Source organism: Pseudalkalibacillus hwajinpoensis (genome assembly GCF_015234585.1).
In the GTDB taxonomy this organism is placed as follows: domain Bacteria; phylum Bacillota; class Bacilli; order Bacillales; family Guptibacillaceae; genus Guptibacillus; species Guptibacillus hwajinpoensis_B.
In genome coordinates this window covers 650,874-670,757 of the sequence record NZ_JADFCM010000001.1, presented here as the reverse complement: position 1 = coordinate 670,757, position 19,884 = coordinate 650,874, and the positions used below count along the sequence as shown (strand labels likewise).

General features: G+C 41.0%; 14 protein-coding genes. 2 read left to right on the top strand and 12 right to left on the bottom strand.

What is annotated here, in order from left to right; genetic code table 11:
- The 4 genes from IQ283_RS03160 to IQ283_RS03145 form a co-directional block, all read right to left on the bottom strand.
- Positions 1–1,455: a circularly permuted type 2 ATP-grasp protein gene (locus tag IQ283_RS03160; protein ID WP_194218699.1), complete on the bottom strand. Its 1,455-nt coding sequence runs from the start codon at positions 1,453–1,455 to the stop codon at positions 1–3.
- A gap of 243 nt (positions 1,456–1,698) precedes the next feature.
- Positions 1,699–2,520 carry a carbohydrate ABC transporter permease gene (locus tag IQ283_RS03155; protein WP_194218698.1) on the bottom strand — a complete coding sequence of 274 codons (822 nt, stop codon included), beginning with the start codon at positions 2,518–2,520 and terminating at the stop codon, positions 1,699–1,701.
- A complete protein-coding gene (locus tag IQ283_RS03150) occupies positions 2,520–3,485 on the bottom strand; it encodes a carbohydrate ABC transporter permease (protein WP_194218697.1) in 966 nt (321 codons plus the stop codon). Before IQ283_RS03150 ends, IQ283_RS03155 begins: the two co-directional genes overlap by 1 nt.
- 59 nt (positions 3,486–3,544) lie before the next feature.
- On the bottom strand, positions 3,545–4,843 hold the full coding sequence (locus tag IQ283_RS03145) for an ABC transporter substrate-binding protein (RefSeq protein ID WP_194218696.1): 1,299 nt from the start codon (positions 4,841–4,843) through the stop codon (positions 3,545–3,547).
- Between the two features lie 205 nt (positions 4,844–5,048).
- On the opposite strand from IQ283_RS03145, the gene IQ283_RS03140 reads away from it, so the two are divergent.
- Complete coding sequence (locus tag IQ283_RS03140; protein WP_194218695.1) at positions 5,049–5,648, top strand: YdcF family protein; 600 nt, start codon at positions 5,049–5,051, stop codon at positions 5,646–5,648.
- Between the two features lie 35 nt (positions 5,649–5,683).
- On the opposite strand, the gene IQ283_RS03135 is transcribed toward IQ283_RS03140, so the two are convergent.
- The 8 genes from IQ283_RS03135 to IQ283_RS03100 all read right to left on the bottom strand — a co-directional run bounded on the left by IQ283_RS03135 (position 5,684) and on the right by IQ283_RS03100 (position 18,976).
- Positions 5,684–7,240 carry a response regulator gene (locus tag IQ283_RS03135; RefSeq protein ID WP_194218694.1) on the bottom strand — a complete coding sequence of 519 codons (1,557 nt, stop codon included), beginning with the start codon at positions 7,238–7,240 and terminating at the stop codon, positions 5,684–5,686.
- Positions 7,233–8,681, bottom strand: a complete 1,449-nt coding sequence (locus tag IQ283_RS03130) for a sensor histidine kinase (RefSeq protein ID WP_194218693.1) — start codon at positions 8,679–8,681, stop codon at positions 7,233–7,235. The genes IQ283_RS03135 and IQ283_RS03130 overlap by 8 nt, the downstream gene beginning before the upstream one ends.
- Positions 8,678–9,676 (bottom strand): sugar-binding protein, encoded by a 999-nt coding sequence (locus tag IQ283_RS03125; protein ID WP_194218692.1) that lies wholly within the window; start codon positions 9,674–9,676, stop codon positions 8,678–8,680. Before IQ283_RS03125 ends, IQ283_RS03130 begins: the two co-directional genes overlap by 4 nt.
- Before the next feature lie 214 nt (positions 9,677–9,890).
- The gene (locus IQ283_RS03120; protein WP_194218691.1) at positions 9,891–13,277 is read right to left on the bottom strand and encodes a hypothetical protein; all 3,387 of its coding nucleotides are present in this window, start codon (positions 13,275–13,277) and stop codon (positions 9,891–9,893) included.
- Between the two features lie 172 nt (positions 13,278–13,449).
- A complete protein-coding gene (locus IQ283_RS03115) occupies positions 13,450–15,216 on the bottom strand; it encodes an ABC transporter ATP-binding protein (RefSeq protein ID WP_242057227.1) in 1,767 nt (588 codons plus the stop codon).
- On the bottom strand, positions 15,191–16,927 hold the full coding sequence (locus tag IQ283_RS03110) for an ABC transporter ATP-binding protein (protein WP_194218690.1): 1,737 nt from the start codon (positions 16,925–16,927) through the stop codon (positions 15,191–15,193). Before IQ283_RS03110 ends, IQ283_RS03115 begins: the two co-directional genes overlap by 26 nt.
- Before the next feature lie 147 nt (positions 16,928–17,074).
- Complete coding sequence (gene manA, locus IQ283_RS03105) at positions 17,075–18,037, bottom strand: mannose-6-phosphate isomerase, class I (RefSeq protein WP_194218689.1); 963 nt, start codon at positions 18,035–18,037, stop codon at positions 17,075–17,077.
- Positions 18,038–18,049: 12 nt separating this feature from the next.
- Complete coding sequence (locus IQ283_RS03100; protein WP_194218688.1) at positions 18,050–18,976, bottom strand: ROK family protein; 927 nt, start codon at positions 18,974–18,976, stop codon at positions 18,050–18,052.
- Between the two features lie 284 nt (positions 18,977–19,260).
- Between IQ283_RS03100 and IQ283_RS03095 the strand changes: the two genes are divergently transcribed.
- Complete coding sequence (locus tag IQ283_RS03095; protein WP_194218687.1) at positions 19,261–19,851, top strand: DUF5317 domain-containing protein; 591 nt, start codon at positions 19,261–19,263, stop codon at positions 19,849–19,851.
- Positions 19,852–19,884 lie beyond the last annotated feature (33 nt).

The following is a 19,884-nucleotide window of genomic DNA, read 5'->3' as shown; positions in this document are numbered from 1 at the left end:
TCACTCTCCCCCCGTTACAATTGGATTCTCTTCTAGTACCCACGTATCTTTCGCTCCGCCGCCCTGTGAAGAATTGACAACAAGAGAACCTTCCTTGAGAGCGACACGTGTTAAACCACCAGGAAATACGTGAGTCTTCTCTCCACCAAATATAAACACGCGAAGATCAACGTGACATGCAGCAAAGCGGTCTTCTTTAAATGCTGGTAGGCGAGATAATTTAATTGTCGGTTGAGCAATAAATTCAGATGGATTCTTTAAAATTTGCGCTCGATAGGCTTCAATCTCCTCTTCCGTAGCATGAGGACCGATAAGCATGTTATAGCCGCCTGAAGCGTTCGTGTGTTTGACGACTAACTCTGACAAATGATCAAGAACATATTCCAACTGATCGTCATATCTCAGAAGATATGTATCGACGTTTTTCACTAGTGGTTCTTCCTTTAAATAATAGCGAATCATATCAGGAACAAAATGATAGATCGCTTTATCATCGGCAACTCCATTACCAATACCATTTAGAATCGAAACATTTCCCGCTCGATACACATCAATGAGCCCTGGAACCCCAAGAAGCGAATCTTCACGAAATTCCAGTGGGTCAAGAAACTCGTCGTCTATTCTACGATAGATCACATCTACCTTCTTCAATCCACGAGCAGTTTTCATAAACACCTGTCGCTCCCTTACAACAAGGTCTCTGCCTTCTACGAGTTCAATTCCTGTTCGCTGAGCAATAAAGGAGTGGTCGTAGTATGCTGAATTATGAACACCAGGTGTTAATAATACAATCGTCGGTGATGTGCTATCATCAGGAGCAAGCGAGGCCATTGCTGAGTGTAGATATGAAAATTGCTGTTCAAGAGATTGAACAGAATATTGATTGAAAAATTCAGGGTAAACTTTTCTCATTACATAACGGTTTTGAAAAACATAAGAGAGGCCAGAGGGATTACGAAGATTATCTTCTAGAACGCGATACTCCCCATTATCATCCCGAATTAAATCAATTCCTGCCATAAAAATATGCTGCCTTCTCGGAAGATCAATCCCTGCCACTTGTTCGAAAAAATGCTGGCAATTGACGACCAGATCCCGTGGAATAATGCCGTCTTTAAGAATGTTTTGTTCGTGATAGACGTCATCAAGAAAAGCATTGAGCGCATCAAATCGCTGCATGAGTCCTCGCTCAAGATGTTGCCATTCGTCAGGTGGAATTATTTTGGGAACAAAATCAAATGGCATTGTCCGTTCTGTACCCTCATTGTCACTATAAACGGTAAACGTAATTCCCTGGCGAAGAAAATCGCTTTGCGCTAGTTCATACCTCGACTGTAATTCTTCAGGAGCTACCTCGTTTAATTTCTCATGGAACGGTTTGCAATGTCCCCTTGGTTTCTTGCCTTCTTCAAGCATTTCATCAAAGTAACCATCTACTTTATACGAATGAAACATCAGCACTCCCCCTCCACTATTATAAGATCACTTATTAATTTTACCATTTTTCTCACTATTCTAACAAATTTCAAGATAAAGTAGGGAATCCCTCTATATTAAGACACTCATTCAAATAAAAATAGCAATGTTATCTCATGATGTTGTTTTCTCGATTTTTGAATCATCCATGTGAAAGGTCATCACAGAACGTAAATGAGTAAAAAAAAGAACAGCATGAGCTGCTCTTATCAAAAGTAGATTTCACCCTTTTACTGATCCCGCAAGTAATCCTTTTACAAAAAACTTACCTAAGAAAATATAAACGAGTAGAGTTGGCAGTGCAGCAAGGAGTGCACCTGCCATTTGTACATTCCATTGAACGATTTGACTGCCGGATAAATTCTGAAGAGCAACCATAACAGGTTGTTGATCAGATGTTGTGATCGTGACAGCAAATAAAAATTCGTTCCAGATGTTCGTAAACTGCCAGATTGCGACAACAACAAACCCTGTAATTGATAAAGGCATCATGATGAAACGGTAAATTCCGATAAACCCTGCCCCATCTATTTTGGCAGATTCAATCATCGAATCAGGAATGCTAGCATAGAAATTGCGAAACATAAGTGTCGTAATCGGAATCCCATACACAACGTGAACAAAGATAAGCCCTGCAATAGAATTATATAATCCGATTTCTCTAAGAAACTGAATGAGCGGGATAAGGATACTTTGATAGGGTATAAACATTCCGAACAAAATAACCGTAAATAGCGTATTTGCGCCTTTAAACTTCCACTTTGAAAGTACGTAACCGTTAAGTGATCCTAATAACGCTGATAGCAATGTTGCTGGGATAACAAGATAGAAACTATTTAATAAGTTTGGAGCAAGCTTCGTAAACGCTACTGAATAACTACTAAAATCAAAAGTTGAAGGTAACTGCCACATTTGACTTAAGGTCACTTCTTCAAGTGGCTTCAGGCTCGTTATGATCATGACGTAAACTGGCATTAAATAAAAGCATGATAAAGCAATAAGGAGAGCATAAAGAAGCGGACGGGTGATCGTTCTAATCGCCATCAAGCTTCCCCCTTTCGACTCGACCACAGATATGGAACGATAAAGATAGCAACAGCGAGAAGCATGACCACAGCAATGGCTGCTCCGTTTGCGTAGTAATTACCACGGAACGTCGTTTCGTACATATATACACCTGGAACATCGGTTACAAAGTTCGCGCCAGGACCTGTCATCGCGTAAATCAAATCGAAAATTTTAAGTGAAATATGAGCCATAATAATAATGACACTAATCGTAATCGGGCGAAGGATCGGCATTATGATTTTCCAATATACTTGGAATTCATTCGCTCCATCCATTCTCGCTGCTTCTCGCACTTCTTCAGGCACCCCACGTAAACCGGCAAGATACATGGCAACAGAGAAGCCCGTCATTTGCCATACTGCAGCAATCACAACGGCAATCATCGCTATCGGAATCCCGAATTCAATCTTTCCCCATCCAATTGCAGGGAAAATAGTTGTATCCGTGTACCATTTTGAATCAAGACCAATCTTTTCAAGAAATAGGTTAACACCTGTCGAAGGGTTTAATAGCCATTGCCAAACTACACCCGTCACAACAAACGAAAGCGCCATCGGAAAGAAAAAGATATTTCGAAAGAGTGACTCCTGCTGAATTTTTTGATCAAGAAGAATGGCGAGAAACTGCCCTACCACAATCACGACTAGAATGAAGAGAATCGTAAAAAATAGTGTATTTCGTAAGTCAGCTTGAAAACGAAAATCACTAAACAAGTAGATGTAATTTTTCAATCCAACAAATGAAAAGTCTGGTACAAGTGAATTCCAATTACTCAAAGAGACATAGCCAGTCCATCCGATAAAACCATAAACAAAAACACCTACTAATAGGATGGATGGAATAAGGAAAGCAATGGCGATTATGTGATCTTTCGTAAGTGAACGTCTTTTTCGAGTTGTTACGGCTTTAACAGATTGGTTTATCATTGTTTCAGTCTTCATCCTCATCCCCCTTACGATAGAAAAAGGGAGAAGAGCAATCCCTCTCCCCCCATCTTCTTTTACTTAAGATCGCCTGAAGCATCTTCTAGCGAACTAATAAATTGATCCACATCCTGCTGTGTGACAAAGATATTAATCGCCTGGTTCACTTTTGTGACAAAGCCTTCAGGTGCAGCCGATCCGTGGGCAAGACTTGGAGCAAGACTAGCATTTTTAAAGTCTTCAATTGTTTCTTTCCCATATTCATCATAGTTGGAGAGATCGGCATCAACTCGAGCTGGAATAGAGCCTTTTAATGGGTTGAACGCATCCTGTCCTTCAACAGAACCAAGAACAGATAAGAATTTCTTAACATCTTCAGGATTTGAAACTCCCTTTGGGAGACCAAATGTATCTGTAATCACCATAAACATACCGTCCGTTCCAGGTGTTGCCACCCAACCAAAGTCTTCTTTCACCTTTAAGTTAAGGTCGTTCACAAAATAACCCTTTGCCCAGTCTCCCATAACGTTCATCGCGGCTTCTCCATCTGCAACAAGCTGGGAAGCATCCTGCCAATTTCGTGAGCTATGGTCTTCATTCACATAACTGAGCATCTTCTTAAAGTTCTCAGCTGCTTCCTTTACTTTCGGATCACTAAACGACATTTCTCCAGTGAAAAGCTTTTTGTAATCATCTGCTCCAAGCGTTCCTAAGAGCGCAGTCTCAAACAAATGAGTTGCTGTCCAGGGCTCTTTGTCTCCAAGAGCAAGCGGCGTAACACCAGCTTCTTGTAATTGGTCAGCAGCAGCGAAAAAGTCATCAAACGTCGCTGGCGGCTCGACACCGTTCTCTTCAAAGATGCTCGTGTTATACCATAGAACATTTCCACGATGAATATTCACAGGAACCGAATAGATATCTCCATCTTTACTAACAAGATCAATTAAATCTTCAGGAAACTTATCTCCCCAACCTTCGGATTCATACAGGTCGTTAAGCGCTTCCATTTTGTCAGCCGCAACCCATCCATCGTTCAATTCAGAACCACCATGAACCTGGAAGGTTGCTGGTGGATCATCACCCTGCATGCGACTTGCAAGCACGGCTTTCGCGTTCGTTCCTGCTCCGCCCGCAACTGCTGCGTTTTCTACTTCAATATCAGGGTATTCTTCTTTAAATAAGTCAATTAGCGCATTCAATCCATCCTCTTCACCAGCACCTGTCCACCAGCTAAAAATATCAAGCGTTTCTTCTTTACTAGCACTTCCTTCACTACTGCTATTCGTTTCCCCAGAGTTTGAACAAGCAGAAAGTGGTACAAGAGCGAGGACAAGGACGAGAATCCATCCCGTAAATTTTTTCAACGTTCCCTTCATACAATCAATCCCCCGTTTCTTTTATTACATTTACTTTATCAAATTGAATGAATAACAACTCATGTAAGCGCCTTCATATTTTTGTGGTTATCTTCACTTTTTTGTGGTCATGCTCATAAGCTAGTACAGAACTACGAAAGAAAGGATCTCTTGATTAAAAGGAGAAGAGAGTTACTAAGAAATGTCCTAACGAGGTGAAAGAGAAATGATGTTTTCTGAAGTTAATCTGGACAATCTCTCAAGGCAACAAATTACTTCATTCATGTTCGATAGCATTGTAGATGATGGAAAAGATGGAGAGTGCATTCTCGTTTTTGGTGCTAAAACGATTCATCGCGTTCAAAAAGCAGCCAGGCTATATCACAACAAGCGCGCTCCAAAAATTTTGGTGTCCGGATCTGCAGCAAGGTGGGGTAAAGAAGAAGAGTTAGAAGCTATTTGGATGAAAAACCATTTACTTAACTTTGGGGTACCTGAGGAAGATATTCTTCTCGAACTCGAAGCAGCTAATACGACCGAAAACGTCATTGCTTCACTTATGGTACTTCAACGCTCATTTGGGCTTAATCACATCAATAGACTTCTGATTGTGAGCTCCCCCTATCACATGAAAAGGTGTCAATTAACTCTCACCACCTATATGCCGGACTGGATCTCCTATACTCTCTGCCCCGATGACAGAGAATCTGGACAGGGAGACAACTGGTGGAAGAGTGATAGAGAAAACGCTAGAGTCATGAAAGAACTTCACTCCATGCAGAAGTATATAAAGAAAGGCATTTTGAAGGATCTACCTTTCCAATAGCAAAAAAAAAAACCGCTAGTCGGTTTCTTTTTTTGTCATACGTGAAATTGTTCACGGTACTGAGATGGTGAAAAACCTGCTTTTCGTTTAAACACTCGACTAAAATAATTAGGGTCCTTATAACCAACATTGAAACAAATTTCTTTCAAGCTCTTTGAAGGATCAAGCATTTCTCGTTTCGCTGCTGTAATTCTAACTTCTGTAACATAATCAATAAACGTCATACCACTTTTGTCTTTAAATAATTTGCTTACATAATAAGGACTAAGATCAACATGATCAGCTGCTTCTTCAAGTGTTAGCTGCTCATGAAAATGTGTGTGAATATATTGCTTCACCTGTTCAAGACGATCTCCTCCATGAAGAGAACGCCATGTTTGCACACTCTCATTCAATTTCCGAAGCTTTGCTCTGGCTAGATTTCTTGCCTCATTCTCGCTTTCCGCTTGAATGTACTTGTAGGAAGTTAAGAAAATTCCGTTATTTTGTAAAATTCGTTCTGCAACAAGAAAGAGCTCGTTCACCTTTTGAACAAATATAGCAGGCTGTTCACCTGAAATCATACCAAGAAACACTTCAAGTTCTTGCATCGCTTTTGTGAAATCACCATTGTTAATGGCGTTGATCACGATAGACTCCTGCTCCTGAGTTCCGCTCTGGCGCGGTGCGTTAGGAGTCTTACTTTCTTGATAAAAGGCATATGTGACCTCTCGTTGAAAGTCTAGTGTATTTACCGCATGAAGTGCTTCGCGATAAGATTCAACAAATTGATCCGCTTCCTGATAAGGTCTCCCAACGCCGATACATACGACCTCTTGGAAATCCTGATAAAATTCATGAAGAAGTTGTCTTAACGTAGGCTGTAACTTCGCTTTTAATCGTTTATCCTTCTCCAGAAGATCTTCACTAAAAAGAAAGCAGGGTAAATTCCTATCATCCCTCATTCCAATCATCGCCTCACCGGACACGTTGGATTTCATTTTTTCTTTTACCCACTGAACCATTTCATTGACGATCGCTTTTCTTCCCTCAGGAAATTTAAAGATAACCGCATACCCAACCGTCGTCTGAAAGCCTAACAGCTCACTCCACTCTGAAGGACTAAACTCTGTGACGTGATCCATTAGGATCGCGTTCATCCACTCTCCTTCTAGAAGATGAACAGCTTTTGTCAGCTGTGCTTGTACATGATCTTGCTTCTCGGCTTCTACTCGTTCATTTTCAATTTCGGCTGAGATACGCGTAATGGCGGAAAAGATCTCTTGCTTTCTCCCTGGCTTTAGTAAATACTCTTTCACTCCCTGCTTCATCACTTCGCGGGCATAGTCAAACGTATCGAACGCGGATAGCATGATAAATTTTATTTCGGGTTGATTTCTCTTTATCGTTTTCACTGCTTCTACCCCATCGATACCTGGCATTTTAATATCCATAAAGACAATCTCGGGCTGAAACTTTTCGGCAAATTCAATAGCTTCTCGTCCATTTTTTGCTTTCTGAATGGTGACGTGATCTCCATATTCTCTTTTAATCATCAATTCGACCGCTTCACGCTCTAACTGTTCGTCATCTACAACCATAATCCTAAGCAAGCTGTTCATCTCCTCTCATCTTCGTATAAGGTAAATTCAGACGAACCGTCGTACCTGAACCTTTTGTGGATTCCACCGTCATCGTGCCTGTTTCCTGATAGTATAATTCAATTCTTTTTTTCACATTTTGCATGCCAAGCCCCGTCGAATGTCCTTGTCTCTTCTCAGAAACCGATCGTCCGTCATTGAAGAGAAGCTGTGTTAGTCTTGCTTTTTCAATTCCAACACCATTATCTGCCACCTCCACAACAACATCATTTTGATCAGAATAGACCCGAATGACGATTTCTCCCCCTTCTTCATACGACTCCACTCCATGTATAAACGCATTTTCCACGATCGGCTGAAGCGTTAAGACAGGGATCATGCAATCAAGAATCTCTTCGTCTGCCACTACGTTAAACGTAACCCTTTCACCAAATCGTGACTGCTGGATAAAGAAATATTCTCGAACAATATTCAGTTCTTCTTTTAATGTGACATCCTTCGCTAAATTTCCTAGATTGTAACGAAGAAGAGCGGCAACAGATTCAATGAGCTCACTCGTTTGATCCGCGCCTTCGATATAGGCACGTCTCGAAATCGTATTTAGCGTATTAAAAAGAAAATGTGGGTTGATCTGACTTTGAAGACTTTTGAGCTCCATTTCTTTCAACAGCTGATCTAACTCTGATTTCTGTTTTATCTCTTTAATTAATCCTCGGATGTTCTCCTGCATGCGATAAAAAGTATCCGCTAGTAGCTGTAGCTCATTTCTAGATCTCACAACTACTCTATTCGCAGTAAAGTCCCCTTTCGATAGCTTCTTAGCTGCTGCTGCAAGCTCGTGTATGGGCCTTGTGATTCCTCTTGAGAACCAAAATGCCATCAACAAACTAAATAAAATCATCGAAACGAATAATGAAATGCCCATCCACTGCAAATACGTACTCTTTTTCTCCATCTGGTTGTAAAACATGCGATAATCCGTTAGCTCAGAATTAATTAATGTTAACGTTGTTTCTTGGATAAATGCTGAGATTTGGGCAGCTTCATTTAAATGACCTGAATATTGATTAATATCCTGTCGCTGAAAAGCTTGTACTGTAATATCACATTCAAGCAGGAAGCTTTCGATCATATTTTCATAATTCGTGACGGTTTGATCGTTCGCTTCATTTTTTACCGAGTTAAGAAGCTCGTCTTTTTCTTCAGAGAGAATCTTTCGCTCCATGGCGTATGCTTCTAATTCTTTCTGTGTCCGTTCTGTTAGAAAGGTATTCATCGCCTCATACACTTTATTTGTTTGCTGTGATATTTCGTTCAGCACGATAAAGCGTTCAAAGCTCGTATGGTAATCATCAATTGTCCGTTGACTGCTATGAAACAAATAGAAAGCGACACCATTCATTAAAATGACGAGCATGGTAAAAAAGAGAATAAATTTGCCCTGGATTTTCATGGTAGTTTAATCCCTCCCGGCGTCGTTCTTTCTAGTTGCTTTAAATCTTTTTTTCTCAATACTTCTGTCTTCGTATGATGATACGTTGAAACATCCTTTCCTTCGATAATTTGTATCATTAATTCCACCGCGTTATATCCCATCTCATATGGCTTTTGTTCAACTGTTGCTTCTAACTTTCCATCTTTAAGTAGCTGCATCGTCTCAGGAAGCACATCAAAACCAATCACATAAACCTGGTCGGTCATCCCGATGCTTTCAAGAACCTGCACGATACCAATCGCATCAAGAGCGCTCGTCCCATAAAAAGCATTGATTTCAGGATGTGCTTTTATCATTTCGTACGTTTTCTCCGCTGCTTGTATTCGCGTAATTTGTGAGGCATCGATGGCAACAACATCGACGCGATCGCTATATTTTATAGCATCTTTAAACCCTTCTACGCGAAGCTTTTGATTCGCCGAATCAAACCTTCCCGTAATAATCCCAACCTTTACTTCGTCAATTGTATCTTTAAGAAGCGCCTGACCTGCGAGAAATCCAGCATAATAATTATCTGTGCCTACATATGCCACACGCTTACTATCAGGGGCATCTGTGTCGACTGTTAGAAAAGGAATTCCTTTCTCTGTGACACGATTGATAATCGTAGCGGATACGTCTTGATTTAATCCCTGTGCCATAATGCCATCAGGTTTTGATGCCGCTGCCATCTCAATCGTTTTGATATGCTCTTCAAGGTTCGCTTGTTTTGGACCTGTGTATTCAAGTGAAACATTGTACTTTGTAGCTGCTTCCCGCGCTCCTTTCTCCACAAGTCGCCAGTAGTCGTTATCGATTTCTTCCGTTACAAGAACGAAACGGTAATCCGGTGCTGTATAGGAGGCAGAAGGGCGATCAGGCGTAATGTTGAAAGCCCTTACAGAATAGAAGAGAAAAAAATAAAATGACAAAATCACTAAAAAACCGCCAACACCGTATATCCAGCGTGCCATCGCTCAACCTCCTTTTTTTGATGGGGGTCAGGTACGTACCTGACCCCCTCAAAAGACACTTGTCCTCGCTCACGAGACTCTCTTACCTTTACGTCATTATATATCGTAGTAGCTACATAGAATCAACTTGTTTTTCATATAAGATTTGCAGCAAAACAAAAAACTGCCTCTATAAACGGTTCTAAAACACGTTGATAGAAACAGCTTTTGTTTTTTAACGCCATTGCTTCCATTTTTCTATAAACTGTTGTTTTTTTAACTGAAGTAATGTATTTCCTTCTTTATCTTTATTTTGCTTCTGCCATTCGTAGAAACTTGCAACAGTAATGAGTGTGGCTCCTGCGATTAATAGGTACGCCCACCATGGCATATTCCCCCAATAAGGTCGCGTTTGCAGAAGAAGGTTCAAAAGAAGAACGCTACATCCGATGACAAAGTATGATTTGATGCGATAGTAAAAACCTGCAAGCACGGAACCAAGGGATAGCCCACCAGCTATGATCGCATCATATATTGTATTACTCATCAAAGCATCACCTACAAGAACTGCTGCTACGATTGAAAGAATGCTCCATTCTATGAAACTCATGATTTGCTTGCTTTGATTCCACGTACGCTTTGATAAATAAATCGTTAACGCAATCCATGGCAATACATAAACTTCTGTCACAATATACTTATTGATTTCAATGTGATGAAGGAGCGTGTAATAAGGGACTAATAATGACAGGGCAGTAATGCTTTTCATTACTTTTGCAGCCAAACCAGTCGGCACTCTCCTTACTTGAAGTGCGAAAAAAACAAAGATAAACAGTGCTCGTAACTCATCAGCCCAGAAAGAGTCGAATGTAAGCTCTTGATAAAGATTAAGTACTGTTAAAAGAGCTGTTACGGAGTACCAATCAATATGCTTTTCCTTCAGTTGCTTTACTCTAAAGGAATAGAGCCTTTTATGAATAAGGAAGCCCGCAGTTAACATCCCTACTGCCACTCCTACAAAAAGAAGCGTTCGCATCTCCATTGTCTCAACAGGGAGAAGAAATACCAGCGTTTGAACGAATAGGAGAGGGATAATCGTGATGATCTGCCAATCAGATTGGTGAATCAAGTAAAGCAGCAGAACCGCATAGAGTAGACCAACACTAAAAGGCACAGAACTGATTTCACTGTATTCGGTTATAAAAGGAAGAAATCCTAAGATAGCAAATGGAACCGCATACCACTTAATCCTCTCTTTCCACCTTCCACCAAGGAAAAACCAAAGCGTAAACATAATGATACTTGATGCAAACCCTGTATACGTGTATGCCTCACCGTCTAAATCAAAAGTATCAACTAACGCCATGTAGAGAAAAGGAAGAACGGTAAAACCTGCATAAAGAAACGTACGAACCTCCCATTCGATTTTCCTTGTTAGAACGGAATAAGCATAAACGAAAAGGCCAACGATATATAAGACTGGCTCATTCCCCTGCTCTAAAATGGTATAAATGAGAGCGATCGGCAAATAGACATGTCCTACATAAAAATAACTACGCTGTATAACAACGTCTTTTTTTCCAAGCGTGTCAGCGATCAGGATCAGAAGAACCGCCCCGATGATCCACTGAAACATTCCTTGAATAGGAAAGGCTTCCGCAACAGAAAGATAAGCACCCAAAGTAAATACACTGATCACTGGCCATAACGTCTCTTCCTCTGTGCGCTTAAAGATCAGATAGAGTACGCCAATAGCTCCTACCAATAGTCCCGAGCGAACAAATAATTCCTCTACCGTCGCGCTTAACAAGAGAAGCAATGCCAATCCATAGAAGCTGACACCGGTCCAAAAAGCCATTTCCTCCAGGTCTTTTACATTCCTTTTTTGCCAAATAAAATGAGTACCGATAATGAGTAGCGCTGCAATCGCCGTATGGAAGGGCGCACCCAAGCTATCTTCATAGAAATCATTTCTCGCCAATAGAGGACAAAGCGCCAACAGCGCAGTTCCCCATGAAATAGAATGCAGTAACGCTCCCGTTTGACGAAGCCATTTCCACTTCCCTTTTCGATAGATCGATAGATGAACAATTCCTAGCATGAATAATAGTATACTTTCTAGCCACCATAGCTCGCTAAGAAGACCAAGCAATAGGGAGAGCATCATAGGACCAAAAGAAACGAAGAGCGATCCAGTTTGAATTCTTTTTGTCGCGCTCCATGTATTCAAATAATAGCCACCCACATATATCGTTACGCCAGTAAAAAACAAATGAAGCATCACTGTTTCAACCGATGGATTCGTATAAAGTAAACTTATCGCATACAGTCCTGCAGCAGCTAGAAATAGTGGAGCCAAAAAACCAAAAATTCGATAGCGTGATAGATTAGCAAGGTATATATAATTAAGACTAATGAGCAAGTAACCAATCACAAGCAGCCAGGACGGATCATCAAAGCGCAAAATCAAGCCTTTGTATGTGATAAAAAAGAACGCACATAGTGATACAGCACCACTTGTCAGTTGAAATGCTTTTCTCATATATGGATTTTGAAGACGATCCACCGACTGTAAGCCAATGAAAATAAAGCCGACAAGTGCGTATAACATAACGTCCGCAGCTTCAAGGAACGAGTGCTCAATAAGCTGATAAATGCCATACACAAGTAAGAACGTAAAGACAAAATGATATTCCTTTTGTTTTCCAATAAAAATCATAGAAAGATAAAGAAAAGCCGTCAAGATCACATTAAAACTATAAAAAACGTCACTTTCATAAAAGAATAGTAGGAGCAGCGTTGAGAGAATGAGATTCCCCTGCGCATAGATAGGAAGTTCTTTCGTAAAAAGAGCGAAACTCTTCATATTTTTTGTTCGAGCATAGATTAGGAGCAACAGTCCATTAAAGATCACGATTCCAAGATAAAAGAGATCTACTTGCGGGTTGAATACCTGGATAAAAAAGGCCGCACCGATGCTTAACGTCACAAAAGAAAACCAAACAAATAAACGTGATTGTTGCCGATTTGCTTGCAGGAAATAGAGAGGCAAACAAACCAAAACACCAATAAAACCAAGCACTTCATTCCCATCGCCACTCACAGATAACCAATCTCCAAAAAGTTGAAAATAACCTGCTGAAAATACAACGATAGGCAGAAATAGGCTTCCGAGAACTAAAAAGGAGAAGGCGGTCTTCTCAATGCGAAGCTTATGTCCACTGAGCCAGCTAATCCCAAAGAACACAGCCGCAATTCCGCCAATGAGCGCGGTCTTCATGATCGATGTCATCACATCCCACGTACTAGTGGCAAGTACCAGCGCACCAAGTAACAAGAACACCACACCAATAACCAAAATCCATGTTAAATTTCGATCTCTAAGCTCCTGTGTTGATTTCACTTTCTGTTCTTTGACAGGGTTTGGCGCCTCTGACTTAGTTGGAACTATTTCTCGTGCGACAATAACTTCCTCATGCTTTTCCTCCGCTTCTATAGCGTCGTCCATCATTTTTTGATACGCGTTCGAAACAGTACCGTATGTCTGCTCTGATATGTAATCTTTCACCCTGAGCCTTTGCAGCTCAGATTGAAATGCTTTTTCCCTCTCTTCCTCATTCATTTTTCACACCTCCAATGATTAACAACATTTTCCTAATTTCTTTCTTGCTCTTAGTTTACTCATACTCATTTCTTCCTTGCAATATGATTCCTTCCATTTTTCTGTTTATTCACAAAACAAAGCGATTGTCCATGTATGGTGGACAATCGCTTTGTTTTGTCATTGAGGGGGGTCAGGTACTGACCTGACCCCACAAATAACCTTTCTGCTCTAACAATTCTTCATGTGTGCCCTTTTCAATGATTTCACCATGATCGAGGGCGATAATTTGATCTGCTCGTTGAATGGTATTTAGGCGATGCGCGATAATAAAGCTCGTTCTACCTTCCATTAACGCCCAGAGCGCTTTTTGGATTTGAATTTCAGTTCGTGTGTCAATGCTACTCGTGGCTTCATCGAGAATTAAAATCGCTGGATCGGCAAGCACCGCTCTCGCGATGGAGAGAAGCTGTCTTTGACCATGACTAATTCCCCCTCCATCCTGGTTCAATACAGTATCATATCCTTCTGATAACCTGGAAATAAACGTATGAGCATTAGCGACCTGCGCTGCTTTTTCTACTTCATCATCGCTTGCATCCAGTCTCCCGTAGCGGATGTTTTCGCGAACCGTTCCATTGAAAAGAAACGTGTCCTGAAGAACGAATCCCATGTTTTGTCGCAAGCTTTGTCTTGTCACTTTCGTAACATCATGATTATCCACTTCAATCGTGCCACCATTCAGTTCATAGAAGCGCATCAACAAGTTTACGATGGTAGTTTTTCCTGCACCAGTTGGCCCAATAATCGCAATCGATTCACCTGGCTTCGCTTCAAAAGAAATATTCGTAAGCGTCGAACCTTCTTTATCATAGCCAAATGAAACATTTCGAAACGCCACTTTTCCCTTCGCCTGTTTCAGTGCTACTGCATTTTCCTCATCCGGACGCTCTTCTTTCTCATCCAAAATAGTAAAAACACGCTCAGCACCTGCAACAGCAGATAATATCGTATTAAACTGATTCGCAAGATCGTTTAGAGGTCTCGTGAAAAGTCGAGAGTATTGGATAAAGGCTACAATCACACCAATCGAAACCATTCCTTTAAGTGACAGCCAACCTCCTGCCGCTGCTATGAGTAAAAAGCTTAAATTATTTAACACGTTCATCAATTTAGGTATAAAACCAGAATAGGTCATCGCCCAGAACCCCGATGTGCGTAGCGCTTCATTTTTTTGGTCTAACTGCTTTAGCACGCGCTGTTCTTGAGAAAATGATTTGATAATTTGCTGCCCAGAGAGTGTCTCTTCAATAACACTGTTCATCTCACCAAGATTACGCTGCTGTTCTTTAAAATAATGACCAGTCCGGTTCGTGATCCACTTCATTCCGAGAAACATAAGAGGAATGATGGTGAACGTAATCAGCGTTAAAAGCGGACTTAACCACAACATCAGCCCTACCGTACCAACAAGAGTGAGCACACTTGAAAAGATCTGGATCACTGAACTATTTAACGTTCGACTGACATTTTCTATGTCATTTGTTAATCGGCTCATTAACTCTCCGTGCGTCTTCTTATCGAAGAATGGAATCGGCAAACGATGCAGGTGATGAAATAGATCTTTCCGCATTCGATAGACCGTTTCTTGTGCAATCCCAATCATCCAGTAGTTTTGGAGAAAAGTAGCGGCAGATTGTAATACGTACACACCGACTAATAGTCCGAGAATAAGCAGTAATCCATTTAAATCGGCTGGTACAAGATATTCATCAATTGCAATGCTCGTTAGATAAGGCCCAAGAAGACTAAATCCTGAACTAAAAAGAACCATCACAATGACGAGGAAAAGCAATCCTTTTTTCATCGATAAATAGCGCCAGATGCGCGCAACAGTTCCCTTCAAATCATCCGGTCGCTTTCTCGCTTGTTTCTTAGAGGGTTTGTTGTTTGAGCTCATTGGACGCCTCCTCTCCGTACTGAGACACATAGATCTCACGATAAACGTCATTGTTCCGAAGAAGTTGCTCGTGAGTCCCTTCTCCAATAATTGCCCCATCTTCAAGCAAAATAATTTTATCCGCCTCTTTAATTGAACTGATTTTCTGAGCAATTAATAAAATCATGCTTTCACGATGCCTCAACGCTTTTTGTAACTCAGCTTCTGTTTTTAGATCAAGTGCACTTGTACTGTCATCAAGAATAAGAATTTCTGGATTACGGATAAGGGCACGCGCAATCGATAAACGCTGTTTCTGCCCTCCAGAAAGGTTAATTCCTTTTTGTCCAAGTACCGTTTCATATTGATTAGGAAGCGTCTTAATAAACGAATGGATTTGGGCTGCTTTAGCCGCTTCTTCAACCTCTTTTGCGGTAGCATCTTCCTTTCCCCACCGAATATTCTCAGCAATGGTGCCGCTGAATAACACGACTTCTTGAGGAACCACTCCCATTCGGCTCCTTAATTCATCAATACCGATATCTGTCTCATCCTGTCCATTGAACGTAATGTGACCTTCTACAGGTTCATACAATCTTGGAATAAGCTGAACCATGGATGACTTACCTGAACCTGTCGCACCCATGACACCAATAAATTGTCCTTTATCTGCAGTGAAATTTATATCTCGCAGCACATCGTCCTCTGAATCGGGATAACGAAAGCTCACATGGTGAAACTGAAGTTTCTCTAACGCTAATGGCTGAACAGCTGATGTTTCTTTGGAAGACGTATTTGTATCCAACACTTCCTCCATCCGATAGGTAGAAGCTCTTGCTCGTGAAAGAAGCATCAAAATAAACGAAAACATGGTTAGTGCTACTGTAATCCGTGTGCCATATGTAATGATGGCTGAAATTTCACCAACCTGCGCTGTTCCACCGACCACTTTCACTCCGCCAAACCAGATTACGGCAACAATTGCCACGTTCATAAGAATCAACAGTACCGGCGTAGCGAGTTCAATCAAGCGAAGAGATGTTACCGTTTGATTCATTAAATTCTCGTTCACATTTTTAAACCTTTGTTGCTCATGCTTACTTCGAAGATAAGCTTTAATGAGTCTAACGCCAACTAGATTTTCTCTCATCACGCCATTAACTCGATCAAGTTTTTCCTGTACTGAGCTGAAAAGCGGAACTCCCTTTTTCATCACAAAATAAAGAAAGACAATGACTAAAGGAATCGCGGCTGTTAAAAGAAGGGCGAGCTGTACATCGACAACAAAGGCCATGATCACCCCACCAACCACGAGCAGCGGGGCTCGAACCATAATACGGAGTCCCATAAATACTACGAGTTGCACCTGATTCACATCATTCGTTAGTCTTGTTAAAAGAGATGAAGTGGGGAAGCGGTTAAAGTCAGCAAAAGCGAAAGACTGTACCTTTTCAAAGAGAGCTTTTCTGAGATCAAAACCAAAATGTTGACTAACGTATGAAGCAAGGTAAGTATTAACGATCGAAGCAATAAATGAGACAACCGTTAAAACGAGCATCCAGATCCCCAGTTTAGTAATGACACTAAGGTTTTCCTTCGCAATACCGTTATCAATAATATCCGCCATAAATAGCGGTAGCCAAAGTTCAACGGCTAATTCAACAAGCATTAAAAGGGCCGCTACAATCGCCGCCACCTTGTATGGTTTAATAAAGGATAGTACTTTTTGCATGGCATCCTCCCTCATCCTACATCCTTTTTCTTATTTTCATATTATACAGGATATTTAGGGCCTCGAACAAAAATGAGCTTTTTCATAATCACTACGAATATTCATCGGAAATAATAAAGGCCAGCTCACTTTCGAGCTGGCTTAGAACTATGCTTTATTGCTTTTAGAAACGATCATTTCAAGATCGCCTTCTAGCTTACAATCTTTCATTGTGGCAGGGATGATTAGATGGTCTCCCTGCTTAACAGAGTGAGAGGTTTCTGAAGATGTAATCATGCCTTCTCCACTCAGCACACTAACAAGTAAATAAGGATGATCTTGCGAAAGAGAATATTCTCCATCAAGTTCCCATTTATAAACCGTGAAATATTCCGATGATACAAGCTCAACCTGGTTTAATCCATCTTCTTCCGTTACGACAGGTGAGAACGGCGGATCTTCATGGGGAATCGTCGATACATCAACTGAACGTTCAATATGAAGCTTACGTGTGTTTCCATTTGCGTCTGTTCGATCATAGTCGTACACGCGATAAGTTGTGTCAGAGCTTTGCTGAGTCTCAAGAATCATCGTTCCGGCACCGATTGCGTGAATGGTTCCGCTTGGTACAAAATAAAATTCACCTGGCTCAATCGGAACACGACGTAGTAAACTGTCCCATTCACCCTTTGCAATCATTTCTTCAAAAGACTCTTTCGACTGTGCATGATGGCCAAAGATCAGTTCTGAACCTGGATCACAATCAATAATATACCAGCACTCGGTTTTCCCATAGGCTTCACCTTCTACTTCTCTTGCATATGTATCACCAGGGTGAACCTGAACAGAAAGATCACGATCGGCATCCAGAATTTTAATCAAAAGTGGAAAATGCTCTCCGCCTTCATTCCCGAACAATTCACGATGACTATCCCAAACTTCATTTAACTTCTTTCCTGCAAGCGGACCATTTCTTACCTCACTTGGCCCATTCTGATGAGCTGAAATTCCCCAGCATTCTCCAGTCGTTTCTGTTGGAATCGTATAGCCGAATACATCTCTCAGTTTTGTGCCGCCCCAAAGACGATCCTTAAATTCTGGCGTTAGAAAAAGTGGTTCATGTTGGTACATACTATGTGCCCCCTAATTTTCTTTAAACTTTTCATTTTCAAAATTCTGGCGACCATGCATAGCGGCACCAATTATCCCAGCCTTATCATGCAGATGTACTGGTTCAATCTCTATTTTCCCACGTAGTCCTTCGTATACATAAGAATCTACTTTTTCTTTAAGTAGTGGTAGAATCATATCCTTTGCCTGCATCACGCCACCGCCCAGTATAATAACAGATGGATCAATAGAATGAACGATGTTCGCAATGCCTATCGCTAGTGCATCCATAGCTTCGTCAATAATAGCAACAGCTTCCTCATTTTCTTGTTCCGCAAGCTCAAAAACTTCTTCAGCACCACCCGAAATTTCAAGTCGTGCCTTACCTTCTCTTGCAATCGACGTCCCAGAAGCAAGTGCTTCAAGAGATCCTGCGTTCATGTTGGCATGCTTTTGACCTCCAGGCTTAATGATCATATTACCGATCTCAGCACTGTAGCCATGCTCGCCTTGAATAAGGCGATTATTTTGAACGTAACCCCCACCGATCCCCGTACTTACAGTTATGTAAAATGAGCTTTCGCGCCCCTTTCCTCCTCCATACAATGCTTCACCAAGAGCAGCAGCGTCAGCATCATTCACAAGATACGTAGGGATACCAATCGCTTCCTCTACCATTTCTGTAATCGGAACATCTTGCCAACCAGGAAGATTAGGCGGTGATACAACAACTCCATCAAAAGGATTAAGCGGCCCGGGTGAACCAATCCCAATAGATACAGCTGAATACGCTTTTTTCACTTCTTTTATTAAATCAACCATTCTAGTTATAATCGATTCGTAACCTAAGCTTGCCTCTGTAGGTATTTGTTTTACTTGTAGTATTCGTCCGCTCTCGTCTACGAGACCGACGCGGAGATTTGTACCGCCAAGGTCAACTCCTATATATACATTTTCCAACATCCTACCTCCCAAACTTTCTTTTCTATATATTATCACGAATTTTCACTTTATAAGAAACGAAACAGAGATTACGATAGAATATCCAATTTTAGATATGAAAGAATTAGAATGAAGACAAAGTTATAAGATGGCTATATCAATGATCCAAGCATTGAGAAATCAACAATATTAACGCACCTAGTCTAACAGATTGGAAATCAATATATTATTTCAGAAAATTCTTCCTAATTATCCAAACCTCTGCTAAACTATTAATAAAACTACACAAATCGGGTGACTCAATGGTTTTTGACGGCATTTTATTATCTATTCTTGTCGGGTACTTACGCAAAGGTAGCTTAAAAGGCTTTGCTTATCTTTCCTTTAAAGCAGGTTGGATCTTCCCCCTGTTGCTTCTTATTGAAATTGGTATTTTCACATTCCAATCTTCCTATGCCTGGCTCGGCACACTGAGCGCACCACTCTTTATGCTTATTTATATTGTAGGACTCATTTTTCTTTGGATAAATCGTAAAATGAACATCGGCATTATGCTTCTTTTCATAGGAGTGCTCCTTAACTTTATCGTAATGGCGATTAATGGAGGGCGAATGCCGGTATCACTTGAAGCGGCAAATATACTTGATCCCGCATATGCAGAATCCATCAAAAATGGTCTCTATGGAAAACATGCAGTCCTAACCGACAGTACTGCCTTTGGGTTTCTCGGTGACATCATCCCTATTACTGATCCTTATCCAAAAGATCAAGTCATTAGTATTGGCGACATCATTATGAACATCGGTATTTTTATTTTCATCCAGCGCGTAATGGTTAAGTCCAAACATCCAGAAGACCTCATCAAATCACCTGCGCCTCAAAAAGGAATATGAAGGGAGGTGACGTTCATGGAACGTAAAGAGGGG

Excerpts from the sequence above, each read along its gene's own strand:
- IQ283_RS03160 (WP_194218699.1), bottom strand. The coding sequence starts at position 1,455 with ATGTTTCATTCGTATAAAGTAGATGGTTACTTTGATGAAATGCTTGAA.
- IQ283_RS03155 (WP_194218698.1), bottom strand. The coding sequence starts at position 2,520 with ATGGCGATTAGAACGATCACCCGTCCGCTTCTTTATGCTCTCCTTATT.
- IQ283_RS03150 (WP_194218697.1), bottom strand. The coding sequence starts at position 3,485 with ATGAAGACTGAAACAATGATAAACCAATCTGTTAAAGCCGTAACAACT.
- IQ283_RS03145 (WP_194218696.1), bottom strand. The coding sequence starts at position 4,843 with ATGAAGGGAACGTTGAAAAAATTTACGGGATGGATTCTCGTCCTTGTC.
- IQ283_RS03140 (WP_194218695.1), top strand. The coding sequence starts at position 5,049 with ATGATGTTTTCTGAAGTTAATCTGGACAATCTCTCAAGGCAACAAATT.
- IQ283_RS03130 (WP_194218693.1), bottom strand. The coding sequence starts at position 8,681 with ATGAAAATCCAGGGCAAATTTATTCTCTTTTTTACCATGCTCGTCATT.
- IQ283_RS03125 (WP_194218692.1), bottom strand. The coding sequence starts at position 9,676 with ATGGCACGCTGGATATACGGTGTTGGCGGTTTTTTAGTGATTTTGTCA.
- IQ283_RS03120 (WP_194218691.1), bottom strand. The coding sequence starts at position 13,277 with ATGAATGAGGAAGAGAGGGAAAAAGCATTTCAATCTGAGCTGCAAAGG.
- IQ283_RS03115 (WP_242057227.1), bottom strand. The coding sequence starts at position 15,216 with ATGAGCTCAAACAACAAACCCTCTAAGAAACAAGCGAGAAAGCGACCG.
- IQ283_RS03110 (WP_194218690.1), bottom strand. The coding sequence starts at position 16,927 with ATGCAAAAAGTACTATCCTTTATTAAACCATACAAGGTGGCGGCGATT.
- manA (WP_194218689.1), bottom strand. The coding sequence starts at position 18,037 with ATGTACCAACATGAACCACTTTTTCTAACGCCAGAATTTAAGGATCGT.
- IQ283_RS03095 (WP_194218687.1), top strand. The coding sequence starts at position 19,261 with ATGGTTTTTGACGGCATTTTATTATCTATTCTTGTCGGGTACTTACGC.